At 49.0% G+C, this 24958-nt stretch carries 20 protein-coding genes and 2 pseudogenes; 13 read left to right on the top strand and 9 right to left on the bottom strand.

Annotation, left to right across the window (positions count from 1 at the left end; all coding sequences use genetic code 11):
* Positions 1-39 precede the first annotated feature (39 nt).
* On the top strand, positions 40-618 hold the full coding sequence (locus tag KCG55_RS09635) for an NAD(P)H-dependent oxidoreductase (protein WP_254322895.1): 579 nt from the start codon (positions 40-42) through the stop codon (positions 616-618).
* A gap of 57 nt (positions 619-675) precedes the next feature.
* Here KCG55_RS09635 and KCG55_RS09630 read toward each other — a convergent pair whose 3' ends face one another.
* Positions 676-1308 carry a histidine phosphatase family protein gene (locus tag KCG55_RS09630; protein ID WP_063075756.1) on the bottom strand — a complete coding sequence of 211 codons (633 nt, stop codon included), beginning with the start codon at positions 1306-1308 and terminating at the stop codon, positions 676-678.
* A 90-nt stretch (positions 1309-1398) separates the two neighbouring features.
* Positions 1399-3342, bottom strand: coding sequence for a PEP/pyruvate-binding domain-containing protein (locus tag KCG55_RS09625; RefSeq protein WP_254322894.1), 1944 nt, complete (start codon positions 3340-3342; stop codon positions 1399-1401).
* Between the two features lie 513 nt (positions 3343-3855).
* Between KCG55_RS09625 and KCG55_RS09620 the strand changes: the two genes are divergently transcribed.
* Genes KCG55_RS09620 through KCG55_RS09610 form a run of 3 tightly spaced genes read left to right on the top strand, consistent with a single transcriptional unit; the run spans position 3856 to position 5842 of the window.
* Positions 3856-4524 (top strand): hypothetical protein, encoded by a 669-nt coding sequence (locus KCG55_RS09620; RefSeq protein WP_254322893.1) that lies wholly within the window; start codon positions 3856-3858, stop codon positions 4522-4524.
* Positions 4521-4979: a hypothetical protein gene (locus KCG55_RS09615; protein ID WP_254322892.1), complete on the top strand. Its 459-nt coding sequence runs from the start codon at positions 4521-4523 to the stop codon at positions 4977-4979. The genes KCG55_RS09620 and KCG55_RS09615 overlap by 4 nt, the downstream gene beginning before the upstream one ends.
* On the top strand, positions 4907-5842 hold the full coding sequence (locus tag KCG55_RS09610) for a hypothetical protein (RefSeq protein WP_254322891.1): 936 nt from the start codon (positions 4907-4909) through the stop codon (positions 5840-5842). The genes KCG55_RS09615 and KCG55_RS09610 overlap by 73 nt, the downstream gene beginning before the upstream one ends.
* Before the next feature lie 340 nt (positions 5843-6182).
* Here KCG55_RS09610 and nadB read toward each other — a convergent pair whose 3' ends face one another.
* Together nadB and nadA are read right to left on the bottom strand one after the other, a co-directional pair.
* A complete protein-coding gene (gene nadB / locus KCG55_RS09605) occupies positions 6183-7691 on the bottom strand; it encodes an L-aspartate oxidase (protein WP_254322890.1) in 1509 nt (502 codons plus the stop codon).
* A gap of 51 nt (positions 7692-7742) precedes the next feature.
* Entirely contained in the window at positions 7743-8855 is a 1113-nt protein-coding gene (gene nadA / locus KCG55_RS09600) for a quinolinate synthase NadA (RefSeq protein ID WP_250579970.1), read from the bottom strand.
* Positions 8856-9011: 156 nt separating this feature from the next.
* Here nadA and KCG55_RS09595 point away from each other — a divergent pair, with 156 nt between their 5' ends.
* Both KCG55_RS09595 and nadC read left to right on the top strand, forming a co-directional pair.
* A complete protein-coding gene (locus KCG55_RS09595) occupies positions 9012-9950 on the top strand; it encodes an NUDIX hydrolase (protein WP_254322889.1) in 939 nt (312 codons plus the stop codon).
* Between the two features lie 75 nt (positions 9951-10025).
* Positions 10026-10907 (top strand): carboxylating nicotinate-nucleotide diphosphorylase, encoded by an 882-nt coding sequence (nadC, locus tag KCG55_RS09590; RefSeq protein WP_254322888.1) that lies wholly within the window; start codon positions 10026-10028, stop codon positions 10905-10907.
* Positions 10908-11124: 217 nt separating this feature from the next.
* Here nadC and KCG55_RS09585 read toward each other — a convergent pair.
* Together KCG55_RS09585 and KCG55_RS09580 are read right to left on the bottom strand one after the other, a co-directional pair.
* A pseudogene (locus KCG55_RS09585) lies at positions 11125-13407 on the bottom strand (TonB-dependent receptor domain-containing protein); the annotation flags it as partial.
* A 79-nt stretch (positions 13408-13486) separates the two neighbouring features.
* Positions 13487-14473, bottom strand: coding sequence for a GlxA family transcriptional regulator (locus KCG55_RS09580; RefSeq protein ID WP_254322887.1), 987 nt, complete (start codon positions 14471-14473; stop codon positions 13487-13489).
* 97 nt (positions 14474-14570) lie between these two features.
* On the opposite strand from KCG55_RS09580, the gene KCG55_RS09575 reads away from it, so the two are divergent.
* From KCG55_RS09575 to KCG55_RS09545, 7 genes are all read left to right on the top strand, one after another.
* Entirely contained in the window at positions 14571-15422 is an 852-nt protein-coding gene (locus KCG55_RS09575) for an MBL fold metallo-hydrolase (RefSeq protein ID WP_254322886.1), read from the top strand.
* 311 nt (positions 15423-15733) lie between these two features.
* A complete protein-coding gene (locus tag KCG55_RS09570; RefSeq protein ID WP_254322885.1) occupies positions 15734-17932 on the top strand; it encodes a TonB-dependent hemoglobin/transferrin/lactoferrin family receptor in 2199 nt (732 codons plus the stop codon).
* A 73-nt stretch (positions 17933-18005) separates the two neighbouring features.
* The gene (locus tag KCG55_RS09565; protein WP_254322884.1) at positions 18006-18797 is read left to right on the top strand and encodes a heme/hemin ABC transporter substrate-binding protein; all 792 of its coding nucleotides are present in this window, start codon (positions 18006-18008) and stop codon (positions 18795-18797) included.
* A 142-nt stretch (positions 18798-18939) separates the two neighbouring features.
* The gene (locus tag KCG55_RS09560; protein ID WP_254322883.1) at positions 18940-19881 is read left to right on the top strand and encodes a FecCD family ABC transporter permease; all 942 of its coding nucleotides are present in this window, start codon (positions 18940-18942) and stop codon (positions 19879-19881) included.
* Between the two features lie 46 nt (positions 19882-19927).
* Entirely contained in the window at positions 19928-20653 is a 726-nt protein-coding gene (locus KCG55_RS09555; RefSeq protein WP_254322882.1) for an ABC transporter ATP-binding protein, read from the top strand.
* Positions 20654-20927: 274 nt separating this feature from the next.
* Positions 20928-22748 carry a heme anaerobic degradation radical SAM methyltransferase ChuW/HutW gene (gene hutW, locus KCG55_RS09550; RefSeq protein ID WP_254322881.1) on the top strand — a complete coding sequence of 607 codons (1821 nt, stop codon included), beginning with the start codon at positions 20928-20930 and terminating at the stop codon, positions 22746-22748.
* A 92-nt stretch (positions 22749-22840) separates the two neighbouring features.
* Positions 22841-23458: an NAD(P)H-binding protein gene (locus KCG55_RS09545; protein WP_254322880.1), complete on the top strand. Its 618-nt coding sequence runs from the start codon at positions 22841-22843 to the stop codon at positions 23456-23458.
* A 668-nt stretch (positions 23459-24126) separates the two neighbouring features.
* Here KCG55_RS09545 and KCG55_RS09540 read toward each other — a convergent pair.
* From KCG55_RS09540 to KCG55_RS10605, 3 genes and pseudogenes are all read right to left on the bottom strand, one after another.
* Complete coding sequence (locus KCG55_RS09540; protein ID WP_254322879.1) at positions 24127-24528, bottom strand: hypothetical protein; 402 nt, start codon at positions 24526-24528, stop codon at positions 24127-24129.
* A gap of 16 nt (positions 24529-24544) precedes the next feature.
* Positions 24545-24817: pseudogene (locus KCG55_RS10660) on the bottom strand (hypothetical protein); the annotation flags it as partial.
* Positions 24799-24933 carry a hypothetical protein gene (locus tag KCG55_RS10605; RefSeq protein WP_283255522.1) on the bottom strand — a complete coding sequence of 45 codons (135 nt, stop codon included), beginning with the start codon at positions 24931-24933 and terminating at the stop codon, positions 24799-24801. The pseudogene KCG55_RS10660 and the gene KCG55_RS10605, both read right to left, overlap by 19 nt.
* Positions 24934-24958 lie beyond the last annotated feature (25 nt).

Below are 24958 nucleotides of genomic sequence, written 5' to 3'. Positions count from 1 at the left end.
AGCCCCATTTTTATAATTATTTATTTTAGAAGCAAAAAGATGAATATTTTATTACTAGACGGTGGAAAAGAGTTCGGTCATTCGCATGGCGAGTTAAATCACACGCTTCACAAAAAAGCGAAAGAAGTTTTGACCGCACTTGGACACAATGTAAAAGAAACTGTAATTGATGCCGGCTATGATGTTGAAGCAGAAATCGAAAAATTCTTGTGGATGGATGCCGTGATTTGGCAGATGCCAGGTTGGTGGATGCACGAACCTTGGACAGTGAAAAAATACATAGACGAAGTATTAACCGCCGGACACGGCAAACTTTACCACAGTGATGGTCGCCATCGTGTCAATCCGACTGAAGGCTACGGCACAGGTGGCTTGTTGCAAAACAAAAAACACATGCTTTCACTTACATGGAATGCCCCGATTGGAGCGTTCACTCGTGAAGGAGACTTCTTTGAAGGAAAAGGCGTGGATGCGTTATATATGCACTTTCACAAACTCAACGAGTTCATCGGCTTGACCCGTCTGCCGACATTCTTATGTAACGATGTGATTAAAAATCCACAAGTAGCACAATACTTAGCAGACTACCAAGCACACTTGGAAAAAGTGTTTGGTTAATGGCAAAAAAGGTGGGTAAAAATGCCCACCTTTTTTATTATTGCTGAATGGTTGTGATCATTGTAAATGAGCCACATCATTAAGTTGCTCAATATGAAAACCGCTTTTACTATTGTATTTTACAATACTGATCGAAGTATTCAACAATGATACAGATTTACCCTCATCACGATGGTTTTCCCAAGTCGCTCCGCCTAGTAAGGATAATAAAAGCCGCAAGGTATGGCCATGCGATACCACTAAAATATTGGCTCCCGATTGATGTACCTTAATAATATCGTAAATGGCGGCCATTGCACGTACTGCTAATTGTTCAAAGGTTTCGCCACCATTACTTAATGCTTTATAAGCTGCCGGGTCATTGGTCAGTTGTTTGAATTCGGTTAGCTTCCGCAAGTCGGCGATCTGCATACCTTCCCAACTTCCAAAAGATTGCTCATTTAGTCCACAGTGTTGAAAAAGAGGGATGGGACGCTGGCCGATAATATGGCCAGCCGTATCAATGGCACGTTGTAAAATGCTTGAATAAGCAGCGGTAAATTCTACTTGTTGTAGCGCTACGCCGGTTTTCTGAGCTCCTGCAATTCCTTGTTCGGTCAGTGGTGAATTGCCGGATCCCTGCAAAAGCCCCTGTTCGTTCCATTGGGTACGGCCATGGCGAATAAAATAAAATGTGAGCTGTTTTGACATCATAATTCCTTGGAGACCTGGAAGTATAGGGTATAACTAACTTATGATGCAAAGGCCGTCTGAAACGATAATTTCAGACGGCTTTTTACTTTAACGTGTGCCGTTTAGATACGGTCGTGCTTGGAGGATAACAAGCTTACCGTTGTCAAACGCCCATTCGATGTCCTGCTCACCATTGGCAAATAGCTGTTTGATTTGTTGGCCGGTTTGGTCAAGGCGACGTATTTGTTCTTGATTCATCACGTTACCACTGGTTATAGGCACCTCCCGTACTCCACCATTTTTATCCAGTTGCAATGCTGTGGTTTCATTAGAGGAGCTGAGACGTTGTACAGAATCATTGCGACGGTTATAGACCACCTGTTCGGCTACCCGTTTACCCTCAACGACACGAATACCCAACCCGCGTTTGGCGGCAATGTAGGAGCTGTTTTTCTGAGCAATATCATAAGGATTGATGGTAACCAACACGCCGGAGAGATCTGCATTGATGCTTTGTTGCACAAAGACACTCATTTTCACGCTATCGTGAGGCAAACCGGCAATACGGCGGGCTTCGTATGCGCTGTAATTGAAAACGGAAGCCCAAGATTGCTTCACTGCTTCGGCCAACGCGTTTTCATCGGTAACATTTGGCACGGTGGTGTATAGCCCTGCGCCGCTGAAATTGGGCAAGTCTTCGGAATTAGAGGAGCTGCGGACAAACACGCCTTTGCTGTTTAATTGATTGCGCCATTGTTCAGCCCATCTGTGTTTCCATTCTGACGGGATTTCGGCATCGGTAATTTTTTTCTGCAGTGTGAGTAAAGCAGTGCGTCGCTTGCGGTTGTCTCCATCACTTTGTGTTTCGATTTGGGCCAGTGTTGTTGCATTAATACCCAGCCTATCCATCATGGCTTGATAATAGGCAAACGGAATGCAGAATCCGTCAGGTACATTACTACCTTTAATATGGGCGCGGATATGACCGAGGTTGGCAGCCTTACTGCCGCAGTAACGGCTGTCATCACGGCGCAGGTTTGACAAAGCCCTAAGGCCATAATCGGAAACATCAGGTTGGGGCAGGGTAAGGCCGTCTGAAAAGCTTTTACTGGTAGTGTTCCGGTTGGTTTGGACAATTCGGTATTGCTTAGCAGTCGCTTCAAATTCGATACGACGGCCAATATATGGGGCTAGGATTTTTTCTGCGTCTTTAAGGTAAATATTGGGAATCCCCCAGCCGCGTGCCAATACATTCACATGCGATAGTGCAGTAGATGGTTTCTCGCTGATAATCCCTGCCACAGGTGGCAGCTCTAGGGGAACCTCTTTCAAAATAATAATATCGTCGGCGCCGACATTATAAAGATCATCTCCTTTGGTAATAACGCGTAATGTGCCTATCGCTTTACCTTGGTTTAGAGGCAGGTAGGGGAAATTCTTAATCAAACTTTCTTGGGTAATAAAAGGAACTTCACTTTGTTCGGCAACGGTTTCCTGCCATAAAGAATTGGTTTTATAACGCAACGGAGCATAGAAACTGTCTTTCAGACGGCCTGCTGCCAATCTCAACAATTCAGGCGTGATTTTGTCTCCTTCCCAAAACTCATAAACATATTCCTGAGTACTATTCTGCCAACTGATAGTGCCAAACAGATAACGCCGGTTAGGACTACGGTATTGTTGATTCAATTCAATTTTCGACAGCATGGGTTTCAAGATAGTAGCCAGATAGTGCTCGTGCAGCCGAAATTTGGGAGTATTGATGTAGTCGGTACGGCCGTCGTCTTCACGATCGATGAGAAAGAGGATATGAGGAATTTCATATTCATTACCTTGCTCATAGATACGCGAAAGTAAGTCAAAATCGGCTTGGCTTTTGATTGCAGATAACGCAGGAACTTGTGTTTTAACTGGAGTGACTGCAGTTTGACGCTTTTCAGACTCGTAATAAGAAGGCTTACGCGCCGTTGGTGCAGCCGTATCGACTGTCTCAGCTTCAGGACGGCACGCTGAAAGTAAAAACAATATTGGGAGGCAAAAAGCAGGTTTCATGATGTTGTCGGTTATCCAAATCAGATGAAAAGAAATATACCTATTGTAAAAATCTAAATCAAACTGTTTGTTGCCTGGATAAATCAATTTTATCATCTGATATTAAATAGGCCGTCTGAAAAGTGATTTCAGACGGCCTTTAAAATTGCCAACACTCCTAAAATATTTATAGACTTGAATACTTTAAAACAAGTTATTGAAATTTATAAGAAGTAAGAAGCAATGAAAAAAACGATAAACAATGAGTAGGATAAGGTAAAGTAGAGTTTCCAATATTTCTTAAATATTACCATTTAGACTACATTTTCCCCGTTAATCACTATCTATTTACGATAAGCATCATCTCAGTTAAGATGTCTGAATATTGTTATAATATACCTCAATAAACACTATTTAGAGTAATGTGGTAAATACGTTGGAGCATCAGACAATCAACGAACATGAATGTATCCTGATCAAGTTATCTTAAATTAATATTTAATTTGCTCATGATATTGAATAAGGACTTTACTGATGAAACCTTTTATCCTGCTGTTATCTGCAGCTTTATTGACAACTTTTAGCCTAAATGCTTGTACGGAGAGAAATAATATGAGTGTCCAAGAACAAACAGAAGCACGTTTCAAATTGAACCCCGATCCGAAACAGCCATACAGGATCAAGGTTAAGATTAATAATGCACCGGGGCCGATGAAACCTATAAATGATATGTATATTGGTTATGCAGCAAGAAACTGTTCTTATACCATTAGTCGGTTGGCAGGTGCAACGGCATCTCCTGAAAAAAATGTTCCAATCAAAATGAATTTGGTCGGACATGACGAATACGAAGCACTCTTCTATGCTGATGCTGTACTGGACGAAGATTATTTCGGAGAAGGTGTCTGCCAATGGAAGCCTGAAAATTTTGGGGCTTCATTTAAGGCAACAGGTAAAAAGGAAGAAACTGAATTCAATATCAGCGATGTAATGGAAAATCTTGAAAAAGAAAAGACACTGACCAAATATTATTGGAAGCGAGGGTATCCGTATCATAAAAATAAAGACGGTTTACCAGATGGAAGCGAAGATTCTCCTGATGTGGATTTTGGGGAAAATACTTTGGAAGGTTATGGACCGGGGCCTCATAATGATAATGATTTTTTTAGTATTACCGTTACTTTAGAGGAAATTAAACCATGAGCCAACTAAGCAAACAACAGTATGCCGACCTAGCCCAAGATTCCTATGAAGATCGTGTGGTTACCTCCCCTAATAAAACCTTACTTATTGGTGGAAATCATTATAGAGTCCTAGCTGTCCATAAAAACCCGACCACAGACTACCAAGGTGTGGTTTATCAAGATGTCCGTACCAATGAGATTGTTGTCGCACATAGGGGGACGTCATCCCTGATGGATATCAAAGTTGATCTGAAAATGGTTATCCATAAGGCCAATATCCAGTCAGAAGATGCAGCAAAACTAACTATGCTGGCATTAAAAGAAGCAGATAAATTTCACAATAAACATCCTGAACAAAGTCAACCCAACATTACACAAGTTGGTCATTCCCTCGGGGGGCGTTGGCTCAAATTCAATCTTATCACTTTAAGCAGGAGGGCGTTACCTTTAATGCCTATGGTGCAGCAGCGTTAAATGGAATTCCCAAAGGTGGAAATAAAGTGATCAATTATGCCTTGGCCTCAGACGTGGTATCTGCAGCAGCTCCTCATTACGGCAAAATGGTCATTCTAGCTAAACAACCAGAATTAATTATGTTGCGAGTGAATGGATACAGTAATGAAAGTACTGGCATACCTCATCTAGATACCAAAAACACTGTTTCAGCAGCCATTGGAACTGTGTGGGCACACGGCATTGGTAATTTTACAGGCATTAATTCAATACTCTCAGAACGCAATTATCAGTCAGCTTTGGAATTGGCAGAACGCAATAAAAAATTGATAAATGATTATAGGGATGATGTTAATGACTACCGAAACACGTTACATAAAATAGGCAAAGATGTAAGCGAAACCCGAGAAATGTACTGGAAAATCCGGAAAAACATTGACAGAGATCCGAACCTGATGTCTTGGAATGATAAGGAAGAGCAGTACAATTTCATGCAGACAGTTGCTTCATTTAACCCACAATCTCTTCCACCTGAAGCACAAAAACTTTTTGATTCTGTCAAAGGGCATATGACCGCTTACCATGAGAAAAACGGTTTGCCTATTGATGAAGAAAAATTCCAAAATTCCGTAATGGCTCTTACTGCTTTAGGGAGATCACAAGGAATGATTAATGCCACCCTGTTCAGTGTGAAAGGAGATCAATATCTAATTGGTGAACTCAACCCCCATCTGAATCGTGTTGGAATGCATATAAATGAATCTGCCTCTATACCAGCAGTAGAAAGTTTGAATCAAATTCAACAAGCTACACGGCAATTTGAATATGATGAACAACAAAAACAGATAGCGCAAACCCAGACGCGAGGTATGAGCTTGTCGTAAAAGAAATGGAATGTGTCTTGAGGTTTCCTGAAGCATATTCTAATAGGAAAAAGGTCGTCTAAAATCTTAGATGACCTTTTTTCTATTAGAACTTATGCAGTAAGCAACTTTCTTATGCAACACTATTTATGCAATAGAACCATTTAATCGCACCGCCTGAAACGACGGTTTTATTATTGGTATCCCATACACCGTATTTTGAAGGAAAATTGATGTTGATGATACTCAGTCGATGTGTTTGGTGATCATGGCTTGCGCGGTTTGCTGGAAGAAGGTGCTCATGGAAAATTCCCTAAATGTCTTGATAGGAATTTAGGGGATTTTGCTAAGGTCTCAAACCTTACAATTCACTATTAAAATGTGCGCCGATGTTCTGTCTCCGCCTATATGCGGCTTGGGCGACGGCGAGGCTGCATTCGAGCAGGTTGTGGTTTTCGTATTCGGACGCGGTGTGCGGCTCGGCTTGGTTTTGTTTCCAAAGCCGCAGTTGGGCGATGGCGCGGCGTAGGCCGGTATCGTTGCGGAGAATGCCCAAATGGTGTTGGTTGAACGCTTGCAGGACGGGGCGGCTGAATGTGTTTTGGAGGTCGTCTGAAAAGATGCCTGCTTCGGCGGATGAGTGTTCAGACGGCCTTTTGGACGGTACGGTTCGGAATGTTTGTCCGTCCGCGATGGTTTGAGCGGCAAGCCTGGCGGTCACGACGCATTCGAGCAGGGAATTGCTGGCGAGGCGGTTGGCTCCGTGCAGCCCTGTGCAGGCGGTTTCGCCTAAGGCGTAGAGCTGCGGCAGGGAGGTTCTGCCGCTGGGGTCGGTTTGGATGCCGCCGCAGGTGTAGTGTTGCACGGGGCGGACGGGGATGGCTTGGCGCGTGATGTCCAAACCGCATTGGGACAGGCAGTGCTGGTGAATGGACGGGAAATGCTGACGGACGAACTCTGCGGGTTGGCGGCTGATGTCGAGTGAGACGAAGTCTTGCGTTTGTTTGGCGATTTCGGCGGCGATGGCGCGGGCAACGATGTCGCGCGGCGCGAGTTCGGCGCGGCGGTCGTAATGCGGCATAAACCGTTCGCCCGCTTGGTTGGTCAGGATGCCGCCTTCGCCGCGCACGGCTTCGGAAATCAGGAAGGTGCGGCCGTTTTCAGACGACCTTGCCAAGCCTGTGGGGTGGAATTGGATAAATTCGAGGTTTTCGACTGCGCAGCCTGCGCGTATCGCCATGGCGATGGCGTCGCCCGTGCATTCGGGCGGTGTGGTGGTGGCGGCGTAAATCTGTCCCAAGCCGCCGCCCGCGAGTACGGTATGGCGGGCGCGGATGCGGTAGGTTTCTTGCGTTCGGCAGTCGAGGACGGTCAGTCCGCACGCTGCGCCTGATTCGGTTTGGATGTCCAACGCCATCTGCTGCTCGTAAACGCGGATGTTCGGGTAGCCGCGTATTTGGGCAATCAGGCTCTGCATGACGGCTTCACCCGTGTAGTCGGCGACGTGGGCGATTCGACGGCAGGTATGCCCGCCTTCGCGCGTCAGGTGCAGGCCGTCAGGATTTCGGTCGAACGCCACGCCCTGCGCCAACAGCCATTCGATTGCCGGTTTGCCCTGCGACAGGATGGCGCGGACGGCGGCTTCGTCGCACAAACCCGCGCCCGCTTCCAAAGTATCGGCAACGTGTTTTTCGATGTCGTCCTCTCTCGACCACGCCGCCGCAATCCCGCCTTGCGCATGACGGCTGGCGGTGTCGTCCAGCCGGTTTTTGCACAAAATGACGATGCGGAACGATTCAGGCAGCGACAGGGCGAGCGTCAGTGCCGCCAGCCCGTTTCCGGCAATCAATACGTCGCAATCGGTTTGCATGGTGTTGTCCTTATTCGAGAGGTCGTCTGAAACGGCAATATTGACGGCAAATCAGGCGGGTCCCATGCCGTTGAACACATCCCCGCGCTTGAGTCCTGCCGCGAAGTCGAGCATACGCTGCAAAGGTAGTTTGGCGGCTTCGCCCAGCTTCCTGTCCAACAGGATTTCGTTGTGTCCGCTTGTCAGGGCGTGTTTGATGCCGCCCAGCGAATTCATCGCCATCCACGGGCAGAACGCGCAGCTTTTGCAGCTTCCGCCGTTGCCCGCCGTCGGTGCGGCGATAAACTCTTTGTCGGGCGCCTGCTTTTGCATTTCGTGCAGGATGCCCAAATCGGTCGCCACGATGAATTTTTTTTCGGGACGCGATACGGCGGCTTTGAGCAGTTTGCTGGTCGAGCCGACCACGTCGCCCAGTTCGATGACGCTTTGCGGCGATTCGGGATGAACCAGCACCACCGCGTCGGGATGCTCCGCCTTCAACGCCGCCAGCTCCTGCCCTTTGAATTCGTTATGGACGATGCACGAACCCTGCCACAGCAGCATATCCGCACCCGTTTCGCGGCGGATGTAGTCGCCGAGATGGCGGTCGGGCCCCCAAATCAGTTTCTCGCCGCGCGATTTCAGATACGACACGATTTCCAACGCCACCGAAGACGTTACCACCCAATCGGCACGCGCTTTCACGGCAGCGGAAGTGTTGGCGTACACCACCACCGTGCGGTCGGGGTGTTGGTCGCAAAACGCCGAAAACGCTTCTTCCGGACAGCCCAAATCCAAAGAACATTCCGCCTCCAAATCAGGCATCAGCACCGTTTTTTCAGGGCAGAGGATTTTCGCGCTCTCGCCCATGAATCGCACACCCGCCACCACCAATGTACCGGCTTCGTGTTCCGCGCCGAAGCGTGCCATTTCCAGCGAATCTCCCACGCATCCGCCTGTTTCCAAAGCTAAATCCTGAATCAGCGGATCAACATAATAATGCGCCACCAAGACCGCGTTTTTCTCCTTCAGCAAAGCCTTGATTTCGTCTTTCAGACGACCTGCCGTCTCGCGGTCGGGCGTATCGGCAACCTTCGCCCACGCCTGACGGATTTGGCAGGCAGAAGTCGGCGTTTGGATGAGGGGCATATCGTAATCGAACGAGCGGCGGGCGGCGGTTTGCATGAGACTTCCTTATGGCTGGTTTTTCAGACGGCATAAAGATTTGCCGTTTATATTTTGAAATATTTTTATATTATGCTCAATTTGAGTATAATAAGCAAGATCGTCTGAAAACCGCTTTGGTTTACAATAAGGTTTTCTATTGAATGAAAGCCACGCATGGATGCCTATCCTGAAACAGCGGTCAATCCGCAAAGTATCGTCGAGCTTGTTCCTGTACTGATCGCCATTACAAATGGCAGCTTGAGGGTTTTGACAGTTGCCCAAGGAGAGCTATTACCCAATGGCTTGCTTGCACCACTTCGCCACTCTCTGCAAGCAGGAGTCAGGATGTGGGTTGCCAAACAGACATCACAGCCTATGGGCTATGTAGAACAGCTTTACACGTTTGTAGATACGAGCCGCCAAAATGAACAAGGCCTGCCTGTCTTATACGTTAGCTATTTAGGACTGGTGCGCGAGGCAGCCGACAACATCCTGCATCCCGATGCGAAATGGCAGGACTGCTACTGCTATTTTCCGTGGGAAGATTTGCGTAGCACCGGTAGGCAACACGAGACCATTGTCAGCCGCCTGCGCATTTGGGCAAACTCGGCGGATACGGAGGAAATGCGTCAGAAGCGACTCAAGCGCATTCATTTGTGCTGGGGGGTAGAACCTGAAAACTGGTCGGAAGAATACGTTTTGCAACGCTATGAAATGCTATATGAAAGCGGCCTGATAGCGGAAGCCGCCGAGCCGCAGGCAAACTTTGATTTCGCGCTCACGGGGCAGTCCATGCGCCACGACCACCGCCGCGTACTGGCGACAGCCTTATCCCGCCTACGCGCCAAAATCAAATACCGCCCCGTAATTTTTGAACTGATGCCGCCCGAATTTACACTGCTGCAACTGCAAAACAGCGTCGAAGCCATCAGCGGCCGATTGTTGCATAAGCAAAACTTCCGCCGCCAGATTCAGCAGCAAAACCTCATCGAGCCGTCGGATACCGGCGTATCAGGCAGTAAAGGCCGTCCTGCTCAGCTTTACCGCTTTCGCGACAACGTTCTGCCCGACCAGCTGATTTCTGATATCGGACTGCCGCTGGGTAGCCGTTAACTGATTTTCAGACGGCCTCAAATTAAATTTTACCTCATCGGTGCAACATCAATCTTTTTCAGCAAAGGAAACCTCATGCCGTCTGAAAACAATCTTTTCCCTCTACCCGATATCCTGTTGCGTCCCATGGTAGAACAAGCCTTGAGCGAAGATTTGGGCAGGCGCGGTGACATTACGTCCGCCGCCGTCATTGCACCCGACAAAACCGCCAAACTCTTCCTCGTTAGCCGAGAAGACGGCGTCATCGCAGGCATGGACTTGGCGCGCCTCGCCTTTCAGACGATGGATCCGTCCGTCCATTTCCAAGCCGAAATCCAAGACGGACAAGCCGTCCGCTCAGGTCAGACGCTTGCCACCGTCGAGGGCAACGCCCGCGCACTGCTTGCCGCCGAACGAACTGCGCTCAACTACCTCACGCACCTGAGCGGCATCGCCACCGCTACCGATCGCGCAGTAGCCGAAGTTGCCGGTTACAATGTGGACATCGTGTGCAGCCGCAAAACCATCCCACTGCTTCGTGTCCTGCAAAAATACGCCGTCAGAGCAGGTGGGGGTGTGAACCACCGCATGGGCTTAGACGACGCCATCCTCATCAAAGACAACCACCTCGCCTATTGCGGCAGTATCGCCCAAGCCGTACGGCAGGCAAAGCAAGCAGTCGGACCGTTGACCTGCGTGGAAATCGAAGTGGACACATTGGCACAACTGGATGAAGCCATCGCAGCGGGCGCGGAACGGATTTTACTGGACAACATGGACGACGAAACCCTGAAAGAAGCGGCAAACCGCTGCCACACGCAAACCGCCCACATACACACCATCTATTGCGAAGCATCGGGCGGCATCGGCTTCGACCGCCTGAAGCGCGTGGCACAAACCGGCGTGGACGGCATCGCCCTCGGCTATCTGACCCACAGTAGCCGTTCGCTGGATATAGGATTGGATTTTGTGGCTTAAATTTCGAATTTGCTATAAAGCAAAGGCCGTCTGAAATATAGACGTTTCATTTTCAAGCAGCCTTTTTGATTCCAAAGCAGAAGATATAAAAATTATGCAGGTTAGCTTCAACTTTCTATAACATGAAAAAGTAGGGTATAACTAAGCCATCATGTAAAAAGCCGTCTGAAACCCAATGTTCAGACGGCTTTTTACTCTCAAAGTGATTAATTGATCATTACCATTTTCCAGTTATCCCAATACGGATTGTCCTACCTGGCGCAGGCAGATAAGAGCGGCTCATCGGGTCGAGGTAGTAGCGGTTGGTCAGGTTGCTGCCCACCAGTTCGGCAGTCAGGTTTTTGCCGATTTTGTAGCGCAAGTAGGCATCTCATACCGCAACAGGCTGCCAGCGCATATCGTTATGCTGGGGTTTGTGGTTGCTTCCCATATATTGGTTGAATGTGTCATAGAAGGCTTGCCATGCATCGTTGCGGTTTTCATAGACACGGCTGTGGTAATGAAGGCGCACGCCTGTTTCCAACCTGTTGGCAAGGAAGCGGCTGCCCAATTCGGCATCTATCGACCAGCGCGGTTGGAGCGCACTAGCCAAATAGCCTGAATCGCTCAAGCCGCCGTGGTTGCAGACGGGACGGCTCATGGTTTTGCCGGTATGGGCGAAATAGGTTGCATCAGTTGTTGCCTCTGTTGCCGACGACCATTGGAAAGTTTCATCGCACATTTTGTTTTTCAGACTGCGGAATACGTTCAGGCTGCCGAAGACGCGCCCGGTATCGAAACGGGTGGACAGTTCGATACCGCTGCGGATTTGTCTGTCGAACTGCTCGAATTCGAGATTCTCGTCCCTATCGATGACGTTTTTGGTTTTATTGTGGAAGTAGTTGATGCGGAAATCCACTTTTTTCATTTTCGGTAACAGCCCCGTCAAATCATGGATGTAGCCGACTTCCCAGTTTTTGGCGTGTTCAGGCCGCCAGCCATAGCCCATGCGGTTGAATGAGCCGGCGGCGGTAGAAAAGCCGTAAGTCCCTTCAAAAATGCTGGGGTAGCGCAGGGTTTCGGTATAGCGCAAATAGGCGCGGCTGTAATCAGTAAAATTGATGGTGGCAGAAAATGCGGGTACCCAACCGCTGCCTTTCTGCTTCATTGCCCTCTGTTTTTCGGCTTCGGTCATTGGCGTTGTGTAAACACTTGCACTGGCTGCGTAGTATTTAGGTACAAATTGCGGACTGTCTGGAATAGACGGATCATATACAGGATTAGGAACTTTAGTGTGCAAATCAGGAATGCTGCCATTGGTAAGGGGATGATCCTGCATATTCAGACGGCCTTTATCGTCTTTCAACCAATAGAAATCCACCTTTTCATTAGGATTGACCCATGTTTCGCGATCAACTGTCAAAGTCGGAATAAATTGTGAATTGACTTGAAACGAAGTCAGGCTAATTTGTTTATGTTTTTTTCTTTGTTCTGAATATTCGTCCGCCATATATAAAGCATAATCAAGACTGCCATTTGCCAAAGCATCGTCAATTGCCTTGTAATCTGCGTATTCTTGCGGCGTGGCAACCCTGCCGATCGAATATTTTATCCCCCTGTTCATTTCTAACGTATCGCCGGTCTTATACGTGCCGCTTTCCAAACGTCTGCTTTTATCCTGAAGTTGGAAATTGGTGTATCGTCCACCCGCCGTCAACGTCAGCCAACGGAAGGGTTCGTAGCGGAAATTAAAGCCCAGATTGTATTCTCGCCGCTTGCCGTTGCGCGGTACGCCGTATTGGTTCAATTCATAATTTGCCCTGATGGTGCTGTTTTCGAGTTCTTCCCTATATTTGTCGTATCCTCCCCGCTCCAGCTCGTCTGAAAAATCATTGCGCGATGTCAGCTTCTCGTTTTGAAAATCGCCCATCAAGGTCAACGACAGTTTGTCGCTCAATTTCATACGGTTGGAGAATTGAAAACCTGTACGGTTGTTACGGGCGTAATAGGCGTTGCCTTTGATGGTGTTGAACCTGCCGTTGGTATTGGGCGTTTCAGGTTTGGGCGGTTTGGGGGCTTCTATTCCTGCATCCAGCAATTCCTGCCGCTCTGCGGGGGTGTATTTCTGCCATCTGTCGTATTCGTCCCATGCTATTTGAAATTTGTTGTCTTCATAAACGGTATCGCCGGGCGAGCCGCCTGCGGTATTGGTTTTGGATTTGGTGCGCGTTGTCCAAAGCGTGGCATCGAAATCTATCCAACGGCTGCCCTCGGGCTTCCACGAATAGTCGATATTGTAGGAACGCTGTTTTACCCATGCCTGCGGCCATTCGGCAATTTTGTTGAGGACGGACGCATCCCAACTGATGGGGCCGATAATGCGCGAAGGCATGATTTCTCCGAACGTGGAATCGGTATGGCGCAGACCGAATTTGAGCGTTTGGCGGTTCGGCAGACGGAAGGTGGTTTTACCTACCCATGATTTGGTTTCGAGTGAGGTATTGCTGACTTCCCCCTGCGGCAGTTTGGCGGGAAACTCGGTTTCAGTGGAGACCTCCGAAGCAGCCCGCACTCAGGTATTTTGGATTGACTAACGCGAGCTATCTGCCAAATACTTTCCGCCAGGCATTCGGATTGATTTTAAACTTGGCTTTGAACTGCAAACGTAGGTTTGCCGCGCTGCCGAAGCCGCTTTGTTCGGCGATGCGTTCTATCGGCAAATCTGTATTTTCTAACAAATCCTGTACCTGCCATAGCCGCTCTGTGGTGAGCCACTCACCGAAATTCATGCCTGTGGCTTGAGAAAAATGGCGGATAAAGGTTCGGCGGGAAACAGCTAATTTTTTTGCCAAATCGTCCAAGCGGTATGGGGTCGCAAGGTTTTGGCGCAGTTCGTCCAATAAGTGATTGATTTTGTCATCGGCGGTACGACGTTCGACAGGTCGATGGATAAACTGTGCCTGCCCGCCTTCGCGGTGTGGTGCCGCAACCAAGGTACGGGCAAGGTCGTTGGCAACGGTTGCACCGTGGATTTTGCGGACGAGGTACAGGCAGCAATCCAGCCCGCCCGCCGCACCTGCCGATGTTAAAAAGTTGCCGTCTTCCGCATATAGGCGGTTGGTATCCAGATGAATTTTAGGGAAACGGCGGACAAAGTCGTCTTCGGCAAGCCAGTGGGTGGCGGCGGTTCTGCCGTCTAAAAGTCCTGTGTAGGCAAGGGCGTAAGTGCCGTAACATAGGGCGGTGATATGCGCGCCACGTTGTACTGCTTTCTGTAAATGTGCGCTCAACTCGGGTGTCGGGGCTTCTTCAATATTGCGCCAACCTGCGATGACGATGATGTCGGCTTCTTCCGTCAAATCCAAGCCGCCGTGTACGGGAATGCTTGCGCCCAGTGCTGTGATGGCGTCTTTGCTGTTATCGGAACAGATTTTCAGGTCAAAGAGCGGATTGTTCCGATAGGTCGTCTGAAAAACAGAAAAGGGAATGTTGAAGACAAAATCATTCATGCCCGATTGAGCATATAGCACGATTTTGGGGGCAGTTTGATTTTGGCGAAACTCGTTACGCTCGTTTTCAGACGACATTTTGGCACTATCCTTGCGTTTATTGGCAATATTGCCTATTTTAGCCGATACACCTGCTGCTTAAAATACGCTCCATGATTTTTTAAGGAGCAACATCATGAAATTCAAGCAATTTATTCTTGCCACTGTTTTGGGCGCGACAGCCTTTTCCGCCTGGGCAGACGATTCATACCAACATATCCGTAACGCTACCGCCAAGGTCGAATATGCGGGGCAGACGTTTTTGATTGACCCGTTTTTCGCACCCAAGCACTCCATGAACGGCTTTGCCGGCACGTTCAACAGCCAAGCCAAAATGCCGCTGGTCGGGCTACCGATGAGCGTGAATAAAATTTTGGACGGTGTGGATGCAGTTATCGTTACCCATACTCACGAAGACCATTGGGACGAAACCGCCGCACGTTCCATTCCGAAAAACCTGCCCGTATATGTGCAGCACCAAGCCGACGCGGCAAAAATCCGCAGTCAAGGCTTTACTGATGTACGCGTGTTGAACGGCAGCGCTGTCTTCAACGGCGTAACCATCAGCAAAACCGGCGGCGTACATGGTACAGAAGCCATGTATGCCAACCCGCAGCTAGCCGAAATCTTAGGCGATGCAATGGGTGTGGTATTCCAAAGCAGCGGACATAAAACCGCTTATATTATGGGTGATACTGTGTGGACAGCAGATGTAAACAAAGCATTGAACCGCTACAAACCCGATTATCTGATTATGAACACGGGCTACGCGCTGATTTCAGGCATTTCAGACGGCATTATTATGGGGACGGCTGATGTATTAAAAGCCAGCCAAGTCATGCCTAAAGCCAAAATCATCACCGTACACATGGATACCGTGAATCATACCGCCGTCAGCCGTGCCGATATGCGTAAATTTATACGCGGTCAAGGCATTGAAAGCCGTGTGAACGTTCCGGAAGACGGAGAAATCCTGAAACTGGATTGATAAACGGCTTATTACCCTAAAGCAGCCTGCACCTTGTTTTCAAAGTGCAGGCTGCTTTTCGGATTTCAGACGGCCTTTAAAAGCAGTCTGCACAGGGTTTTCAGATAGCCTGAAAACTGCGTTTATGGCTTAACGACCGCATCGCTGCCGTATCAGTCAATCATGGGCAGGTTAGAGCAGGCAGGCGTAGTCAGACGAATACATATGCTCCGCACCTTTGTTAGTGCTGTCTTGCAGTTCCCAAACTTGCAAAAACTGCCTATTTGTTTTATAAATGCAAACCATTTTTATTCAAATGATAAGATTGTATAATGAAAAAGAAATCGATTGCCTGTATCGTAGGGGCGATTTTTTCTGGACAGTTATATGCGGCTCAGATGCCGGTGGCTCAGGCAGAAATAGAGCCTGTGGTGGTCACGGCAGACCGCAATGCGCAAACCTTGGATAAAGCCGCACCGAATGTGTCGGTTATCGGACGCAAAACCTTGAATCAAGCCTCGGCACAGAATTTGGACGATATTGTGATGTATGAATCCGGCGTCAGCGTGCCGTCAGACAACAACCGCCGCGGTCATGCCGGTATCAATATCCGAGGCATAGACGGCAACCGCATTCTGATGATGGTGGACGGCGTGCGCATTCCCGAATCTTATGCAGGCGGCGGCTCCAACGGCGCGATTTCGGGACGCGATATGGTCGAAAGCGACACGCTCAAGCAGGTCGATATTGTTAAAGGTCCTTATTCCGCGCTGTATGGCAGCGACGCGCTCGGCGGTGTGGTGAATATGGTGACGCTTTCTCCGAGTGATTTCGTCGATGAGGGCAAACGCGGTTATTTTGGGCTGAAATACGGCTACCGTAGCCGCGACCGCAGCCACGGCGTAACGGCGACAGCCGCCGGTTTCCATGAAAACGCCGAAGGTCTGCTGATGCTGACGCGCCGCCAAGGTCATGAAACCGAAAACATGGGCAGCGATACCAGCTACTCGACTGCGCGTACTGCCACCAATCCACAGAAAAACAATGCCTACAATATCTTGGCGAAAGGCAATATCGGCAACGAACGCCACCGCTTGGAAACTTTGTACGAACAGTATTACCACGCCAACGATACCGTATTGGCAAACGGCTTGGGTTCACAATCGCGCGGACCGGTAACCATCGCAACATCCGAGAGCAATGCTCGCGACCGTATCCGCCGTCAACGTATCGAAGCAGGCTACCGCTACACTGGTGAAGGCCGTCTGAAAGAAGCCAACCTGACTGCCTATCAGCAAAAACTGCGTACGGAAGACGATGCCGTCGATGCGAGCATTACGCGTATGGGCGCGCGCCAATTAGGTAACTCGACCCGTTATTCCGACTACGGTTTCAATCAGACCATACGCGGGCTGAACGGGCGCGGCGTGTGGGAATTTGATGGCACGGTCAAACAAACCGTCGTTGCCGGCGCAGAATACAAACACACCGAGACCGCCCGTCCGCGCGACAGCCTGACAGTGGACAATCTGACCGGCGCCGTCAGCAAAGTTTATGCAGGCAGCACCTATCCGAATAAAACCTTCCCCGACAGCAAGCGCAAAACATTCAGCGTTTACGCACAAGACAGCCTGACCTTCGGCAACGGCATCGTTCTAACCCCGGCCTTGCGTTACGAAAAAGACAAGCTGAACACTTCGACCGACCAAGCCTATCTCAATGCCAACCCCAGCGGAACGGCGACGCGCTTCAGTGATTCCGCGTTTACGCCCAGCCTGCGCCTGAGTGTGCCGATGGGTGAGCAGTTCACCGGTTTTGCCACTTATTCCCAAGGCTTCCGCACGCCGCCGTTTGACAGCGCGACCATGGCGTTTGCCAATACAACCTACGGCTATGCCGTCATTCCCAATGCCAACCTCAAATCCGAACGCTCCAACAGCTTTGAATTGGGGATGAAGTTCAAAAACGACCGCGCCCGCGCGCAAGTTACCGCGTTCTACAACCGTTATCGAAACTTCATCGACCGCACTGAAATCGGTACCTCCACCGTTGGCAGACGCCCGATTATCCAGTACCAATATCAAAACCTTGATCACGTCAAAACCTACGGTGCCGAAGCCTCCGCCGCCTACAAATTCCTGCCGGGCTGGCAAGTCTCCGGCAGCATCGCTTGGATGCGCGGTGAGCAGCAGGACGGTAAACCGTTGGATTCCGCTTATCCGCTCAACGGCGTTTTGGGCTTGGATTACACGCAGGAAAAATGGGGTGTGGGTACCAAGCTGCGCTGGTCGAAAAAACACAGCCGCGTCAGCAGCGACACTGTTTTCCAAGCGCCGGGTTATGGCGTATGGGATGTCGGCGCGTGGTACAAGCCGTTTAAAAACCTTGAAATCGGCGCAAACATCTACAACGTCGGCAACAAAAAATACTGGCAGCACGCAGACGTTGCCGGCATGAGCCGTACCAGTGTGATGGACTTGTACACCGAAACCGGCCGCAATTTCGCCGCAACCGTACAACTTAAGTTCTAATGTGATTCAACCGTTTTCAGACGGCCTGAGAAAACGAGCAGGCCGTCTGAAAGTATGTGACAAGGAAAAAACAATGAAACTCAAACTCCTCCTGCTTTCTGCGCTTATTTCGTTGGCCGGCACTGCACACGCGCACCGCATCGTCGTGTTAACCCCCGATACGGCAGACATTGTTGCCGCGCTCGGCGCATTGGACGAAATCGTCGGCCGCGATCAGACCGTTCAAAATCCGGCATTGAAAAACAAGCCCAGTATCGGCATTCATCGCCGTCTGACGGTCGAACCGATTGTGGCCACCAAACCCGACATCGCCATCGGTTCATGGATGGCGCAGCCTACCGATATTTTTGCCCACCTGCAAAAAGCAGGCATTAAAGCCGTCAATGTTGCGCCCGATGACAGCATCGCCGCCTATCCGCAAAGTATCCGCAACATTGGTCAGCTTATCGGCAAAAGCGCGCAGGCGGACAAGTTGGCAAGCAAGTGGCAGGCGGATATGAAACAGCAGCCTTCCAGCGGCAAACGCTATCTCTTCAGCTACGACGGGCGCATCGTATCGGGCAAGAATACCGCTGCCGACGAAATCATCCGCCGTGCCGGCGGTATCAATGCCGCAGCCGCCATTGACGGCCTCAAACCGATGACGCGTGAGGCATGGATTGCTGCCAAACCCGACATCATCATTATTGCCGACCACAACACCGCCATGATAGGCAACGTCAAAACCTTTGCCGCACGCCCCGAAATCGCCGGCTCGCCTGCCGCGAAAAACGGCAAGATTTATTTGTGGAAGGCCAACGATATGTTCCGTTACGGACTGGATACGCCGCAAGTGATTCAGCGTTTGCACGATTTGGCGAAATAAACGCGTCTGTTTTGAACACCCTGCCTGATTTTTGTTTTCAGACGGCCTTGATTTGTTCCTTCTTGTCGAGGAGGAAGTAAAACGGCTGTCTTAAAAATGCCGTCTGAAACCGTCCCTCAATCTGCTTCAACCGCATGATGTCATGAAACCGCATACCCTTACCCTCTGCCTGCTGCTTACTGCTGCCGCCGTTTATTTGTGCTGCGGCATCGGTTTTGGCGCGTGGGAGTCGCCGTTGGTGATGGATGAAACCGTCCGTCAAATCCGTTTACCGCGCATCTATACTGCACTTTTGGTCGGAGCCGGTTTGTCCGCTTCAGGTGCGGCATTGCAGGCTTTATTTGAAAACCCGCTGGCTGATCCGAGTTTGATCGGGACGTCGGGCGGGGCGGCCTTGGGCGTGATTGTGCTATTGGCTTTGGGCGGCGGCGCGATGGGTGTGCCGGTGGCGGCTTTTCTCGGTGCATTGGGTGTGTGCCTGCTGATTTTGGCGGTGCACAAACTGCTCGGCGGCGGTACTTTGGGATTGCTGGTGTTGGGGTTTGTGTTGAGCGCGTTTTCGGGCGCGGTGGTCAGCATGATTTTGTTTTTATCTGACGATTTGGTATTGCGCAGCGCAACCACATGGCTGTCGGGCAGCCTTGCCGAAGCCGGTTTCTCATCGCCTGTCGCGGCAATCGCGGTCATGTTGCCCGGTTTTCTGATTTTGTTGTCCGCAGGCAGGCGGCTGGACGTTTTGATGACGGGGGAAGACACGGCTGCCAGTATGGGCGTATCAGTTGGGGCTTTGCGTGTGCAAACCGTAATCGGCGCGGCATTGATGACGGGGGCGGCAGTATCGCTTTCGGGCATCATCGGTTTTCTCGGCATGATGATCCCCAATGTGCTGGCGCAAACCGTCGGTGGCAGCCGCCGCAAGCTGATTGCACTGTCGGCTTGGTTGGGCGCAGTGTTTTTGATGGTGGTGGACGGAGCGGCGCGCTGGCTGACATACCCTGTCGATCTGCCGGTCGGTATCGTGATTGCCTTATTGGGTGGACCATTTTTTATGTATTTGTTTATCAAGCCTTTGAAAAGCCGTTAATGCCTAAACAGGCCGTCTGAAACTTCATTGCCCCATATCTTTTGCCATGCACACCTTATTTCAAATCTGTAATCTTTCCGTCCGCGTCCAAGACAAAACCCTGCTTGAAATTGATCAACTGGATATACCTTCGGGCATGACCGTCATTATCGGCCCGAATGGTGCGGGCAAATCTACTTTACTGCGTGCCTTAATCGGGCAAACAGGGCAGGGGGAAATCACGCTTTTCGGTGAGGCCGTTGCGCCGCAAATCCGCGCGGGCAGGGTGGCATGGGTCGGGCAGCATGGCCGTTACAATATGCCAATGACCGTACGCGAATACATTGCGTTGGCGTCATTCGTACAAAAAGGCCGTCTGAACCATGAATGGGCGGACGAGTTGCTCGATTATTTTGATTTGACGGCATTGGCGGATAAGCGCATCGGTAAGCTTTCAGGTGGCGAGCAACAACGCGCCAACATCATCCGCGCCCTGTTGCAAAACGCGCCGGTCTTGCTTTTGGACGAACCGTGCAACCATCTCGATATCCGCCACCAACACCGCCTGTTGCAGTATTTGGCCGGGCATTCAAACCGTGCCTCATCAATGATGGTATTGCACGATTTAAACCTCGCCGCGAGTTATGCGGAACATATTATTTTGATGAATAAGGGAAAAGTATTGGCATCGGGCAAGGTGGGCGAAGTGATGCGCCCCGACTTGCTTGAATCGGTTTATGGTTGGCAGATACGCCGTTGCGAAGATGAAGCAGGGTTTTATTTCAGAAGCTGAACGCCAAAAGGCCGTCTGAAAAACGATAAAGAAAATTTATTTTATCGTTCAAAAATAAAACGAGATGGGAGGATGTTCCCGACTTGAAGAACCAAATTTTGCGCATTTCACAAGTAAAATGCCGATTTTCATCAAATAGAAATACATTTAATTATTTATAGAATACAATATTTTAAAATAATACTGATTTTTAATTATATAAAAATATTGACAAGAAAACGATGATGGTTATTTAATATATTAATCTTATTAATAATTTTTATTAATCATTATCATGGTACAGCAGCTTGTTTGGACTCCGAAACAATCCGCGCCCAAGGCATTTCCTGAACGTCAGGCATTAATGCCCGTTTGGGGCGGTGTTCCAATGCCGCGTCCCCAGTGGCAGAACATTTGGAAGAAAAGGCTTCCCCATGCAACTGATGTGGACGCGCTTGCTTATCTGCATATTCCATTTTGCGCCAACCATTGCGTTTTTTGCGGCTTCTACCGTAATGCGTGGAAGGACAGCCAAAGCAGCGTATATACCGACAAAATTATCGAAGAAATGGCCGCTGAAGCCGAAGCCCGTACAGGCAAGGGCAAAATCCGAGCCGTTTATTTCGGGGGCGGCACGCCGACCGCGTTGCTTACGGAAGACCTCGTCCGCCTGATTCGTGCCTGCTACCAATATCTGCCGCTTGCCGAAGATTGCGAGTTCACCATCGAAGGGCGCATGAGCCATTTCGATTTGGAAAAAGCACAGGCCTGCATCGAAGCAGGCGCCAACCGCATTTCCATCGGCGTGCAAACCTTCAATACCGCCATCCGCCGCCGTCTCGGCCGCAAACACAGCGGCGACGAGGCGTTTGAATATTTGGCAAAATTGTGCGAACTCGATGCCGTGATTGTGGCCGATTTGATGTTCGGCCTGCCCAATCAAACCGATGAAGTTTGGCAAAACGATATCGCCCGCGCCGCCGAGCTGCCTCTGTCCGGTCTGGATACGTACGCGTTCAACCTTTATCCCATGCTGCCCATCAACCGCATGATTGAAAAAGGTGCATTTCCGACACCGCCGGGTTTTGATATTCAGGCAGACCAATATGCCTACACGGTTGAAACACTGCTGGAAAAAGGCTGGGAACAGGTCAGCAACAGCCACTTCGCCTATCCCGGCCGCGGCGAGCGCAACCGCTACAATACCCTGATCAAATCCGACATTCCCTGTTTGGCGTTCGGCTCCGGCGCAGGCGGTAACTTCGGCGGTTTCAGTTATCAGGTGCAGGGTGATTTGGAGAGTTATCTCGCCACGCCGAAAGGCGAGAAAAACATCGCGTTTATGAGCGGCCATAGTCCAAATAAAGCACTGCTCAGCAAAGTCCAGCACGATATTGAAACAGGCCGTCTGAATCCATTATTGTTTGACGGCAACAAAGCAGCGCAAAAGCTGATTGCCCAATGGCAGGAAATGCAGCTTTTTAAAGAACCCGATTCAGACGGCCTGATCCGTTTGAATACCAGCGGCCGTTATTGGTCGCCCACCCTTATCCGCAAACTCATGCTCACTCTTCCGACTCAAGAAAAGGATCAAACCATGCAAAAACTTTCAGCCGAACAACAAACCATGTTGCGTCAATCATTGGAAAAAAATCCCGGCCAAGTACTGGAAATGCTGGCCGCGCAAAACCAATGCAGTTTTGAAGACGTTATCCGCTGTCTACCAGAAGAGAACGTGCGCCAAACCGAAGGCAGCCGCATAGTCGAAATCCTCCAAGCCATCGCAGCATGGAATGAATCCGTTACCTTCATCGCCCACACCCCCGATGCCATCGTCGAAGTCAGCGGCAAACTGCCAAACGGCAAAGTCGGCCGCGGTTTCTACAACTTTGACCATCCTGAAACCGACGGCGGCGTACACGGTCATATCTATTACGAAAACTGCGCCTCCATCTACCTTTTGGAACGCCCGTTCATGGGCAAAGCCACTTGCTCGCTCAACTTTATCAACCGCAACGGCGGCGCCATGTTTAAAATTTTCGTCGGCCGCGATGAAGCAGGCGAGTTGAAACAACACCAAATCGAAGCCATGCGCAAATTATTTGATGCCGCTTAAACGGTTTCAGACGGCCTGATAATCCGTTCCTTGCTGCATAGAGGAGCGGATTTTCTAACAACAAACATCTACCATACAAAGGAACCCCAAACATGCAACTCATCTTCGGAGCCAACGGCCCGTCCGGCCGCGCCTATATCCGCACATTGACTGACTCAGCTGATACCGTTGCCGTATTGAGAAGGCCGTCTGAAGACAGCTTTTTTGCCGAACACAATATTCAAACCGTCGTCGCCGATGCGCTTGATGCCGACGCGCTCGATAAAGCGTTGGCACAATATCGTCCCGATACCGTGATCAGTTTTGTCGGCGGCAAAAACGAAGAGGGCATCCGCAGCGATGCGCTGGGCAATATCAACATCATTGCCGCTACGAAAGCCGCCAATCCGCAAGCCCGCTTTGTACTGATTACCAGCATGGGCTGTGGTGAACAATGGGACATGATGAGCGAGCCGTTCAAACAGGCACTCGGCGAAGCCGTCCGTGCTAAAACAGAAGCCGAAATCTATCTCAAACAAAGTGGTTTGAATTGGACCATCTTGCGCCCCTGCGGCCTTGCCGATGGCGAAGATAATGCCTATACCTTGACACAAAATGCCCAAGAAATTCCGCAAAAATACATGACGCGCAACGGCTTGGCCGCCGCTGTTGCTGCCATTGTCGGCCAAGTGGACAGCAAGGGCGAAACGTATAGCGTTGGTGCGGCATAAAAGGCTGGGGGGATATAAAAAGGCCGTCTGAAAATTTCAGACGGCCTTTTATGTTTGAATTCTGTAAGTGATTGTTCTATTGAGGGAAACAGGAGTTAGTAGACTAAAATACTGGCATTATAAATTTAACATAATATAAATTATTTTCTTTTTTCCTATTCTTCTACAAATTCCGCTTATTGTTCCTATATGTCAAATGAGAATTAATGATACTCTAGAGAGTGTGCTCATAGTACTCCAATTTTTAGTATAAAATCAATAGGTTTCAAGAGAAACTTGGCTATTTAATTTTACCTTACCTCTATTTCCTAATTTATTGTGTAGTGGAATAGGGGAGATATAAGAATACCAAGTACCGTCAAACTCTTGTGAAACAAGAAAGCGTAGGGGATAGCTAATTTATACTGCAAAGGCCGTCTGAAACATTAAGTTCAGACGGCCTATTTGCAAATTTTTTTAGCAAGTTGATAAGTTAAACTGTAAGAAATTTGCGAGTTAATCACATTATGAATATAAGATAATAATCTTACAAGAGATCATCTGGCTGACCTTTAATTTCAAAACCTATGCTCTATTTTAATTAGAAATTCATTCCGTTTATAGCGATTTAGCCAGGACGAGCTTTTGTTGTCAGTGTGTTTTACGGTGAGGATGGGTACGAAGCCGCGTCAGCTACGCGAATAACCCTGGTATTCCGTTTCCTGTTGTGCAATTTGAGTCTCTTGGTTCGAAAACGATGGTGTCTGTTGTGCCAAACCCTCCTGTACACGTTTGTTGAATTTATCAACAATATCTTGGTTTTCTGCTAAAAGCTGCTTGGTGTACGAACCATCCTTATCATTCATTAACCCATTGATCATCGAACGAATTTTTTCATATTTAGATTGGGATTCCGATTCATTTTTTCCAATATCCGGCGCCATCTCAGGTTTAATAAAGTTTTCTTTAGGCCGTAATGCACCGTGAAAAATAGTTTTTTGATCCCAATAAGAATTTCCTGTCATCACTACTTTCAGCAGGCCCTGTTGATGTTTGAGATCCAAAAAAATGAATGCGTCCTTTTTCATCATACTCTTTAAAAACAGCAACGTGTTGAGAACCTCCCGGCATTGTCATCATTAATATGTCGCCTGCTTTCAAACTGCCATCTGTTTTGGCAGATGCAGGTAGTACATCAAAATTTTTTTGAGCATAGTTCGTTATATGTTTTCCGTTAAACAGCGTTCTGGTTCCAAAGTCTTTGGCTTCCATTTTAAGATTAAATCCCGCTCCTTCTAATGAAAAATAAACAAGAGAAGAACAATCAACACCTTTTCTTCCATCATGATCTTTGTCTTCATTTAAACGAGAAGGATCAATTTTCTCTCCAGATTTATTTGCATATCCTGTCTGCCGTATTCATGCGTGGTTTTCGAAAAGTTTGCTTCAGCATAATCAATAATCCGTTGATTCTGCCGTTCTTGAATTTCAGACATTTCAATTCCTTTTATGCCGTGTTAA

The organism is Neisseria subflava (genome assembly GCF_024205745.1).
Lineage (GTDB): Bacteria > Pseudomonadota > Gammaproteobacteria > Burkholderiales > Neisseriaceae > Neisseria > Neisseria flavescens_B.
Note: the sequence above shows the minus strand (reverse complement) of the source record. Positions and strands in the feature narration are given on the sequence as shown.

Bases quoted from the DNA above. Each gene is read 5' to 3' on its own strand.
- KCG55_RS09635 (WP_254322895.1), top strand. From the start codon at position 40: ATGAATATTTTATTACTAGACGGTGGAAAAGAGTTCGGTCATTCGCAT.
- KCG55_RS09630 (WP_063075756.1), bottom strand. From the start codon at position 1,308: ATGTCAAAACAGCTCACATTTTATTTTATTCGCCATGGCCGTACCCAA.
- KCG55_RS09625 (WP_254322894.1), bottom strand. From the start codon at position 3,342: ATGAAACCTGCTTTTTGCCTCCCAATATTGTTTTTACTTTCAGCGTGC.
- KCG55_RS09620 (WP_254322893.1), top strand. From the start codon at position 3,856: ATGAAACCTTTTATCCTGCTGTTATCTGCAGCTTTATTGACAACTTTT.
- KCG55_RS09615 (WP_254322892.1), top strand. From the start codon at position 4,521: ATGAGCCAACTAAGCAAACAACAGTATGCCGACCTAGCCCAAGATTCC.
- nadB (WP_254322890.1), bottom strand. From the start codon at position 7,691: ATGCAAACCGATTGCGACGTATTGATTGCCGGAAACGGGCTGGCGGCA.
- nadA (WP_250579970.1), bottom strand. From the start codon at position 8,855: ATGCAAACCGCCGCCCGCCGCTCGTTCGATTACGATATGCCCCTCATC.
- KCG55_RS09595 (WP_254322889.1), top strand. From the start codon at position 9,012: ATGGATGCCTATCCTGAAACAGCGGTCAATCCGCAAAGTATCGTCGAG.
- nadC (WP_254322888.1), top strand. From the start codon at position 10,026: ATGCCGTCTGAAAACAATCTTTTCCCTCTACCCGATATCCTGTTGCGT.
- KCG55_RS09580 (WP_254322887.1), bottom strand. From the start codon at position 14,473: ATGTCGTCTGAAAACGAGCGTAACGAGTTTCGCCAAAATCAAACTGCC.
- KCG55_RS09575 (WP_254322886.1), top strand. From the start codon at position 14,571: ATGAAATTCAAGCAATTTATTCTTGCCACTGTTTTGGGCGCGACAGCC.
- KCG55_RS09570 (WP_254322885.1), top strand. From the start codon at position 15,734: ATGAAAAAGAAATCGATTGCCTGTATCGTAGGGGCGATTTTTTCTGGA.
- KCG55_RS09565 (WP_254322884.1), top strand. From the start codon at position 18,006: ATGAAACTCAAACTCCTCCTGCTTTCTGCGCTTATTTCGTTGGCCGGC.
- KCG55_RS09560 (WP_254322883.1), top strand. From the start codon at position 18,940: ATGAAACCGCATACCCTTACCCTCTGCCTGCTGCTTACTGCTGCCGCC.
- KCG55_RS09555 (WP_254322882.1), top strand. From the start codon at position 19,928: ATGCACACCTTATTTCAAATCTGTAATCTTTCCGTCCGCGTCCAAGAC.
- hutW (WP_254322881.1), top strand. From the start codon at position 20,928: ATGGTACAGCAGCTTGTTTGGACTCCGAAACAATCCGCGCCCAAGGCA.
- KCG55_RS09545 (WP_254322880.1), top strand. From the start codon at position 22,841: ATGCAACTCATCTTCGGAGCCAACGGCCCGTCCGGCCGCGCCTATATC.
- KCG55_RS09540 (WP_254322879.1), bottom strand. From the start codon at position 24,528: ATGATGAAAAAGGACGCATTCATTTTTTTGGATCTCAAACATCAACAG.
- KCG55_RS10605 (WP_283255522.1), bottom strand. From the start codon at position 24,933: ATGTCTGAAATTCAAGAACGGCAGAATCAACGGATTATTGATTATGCT.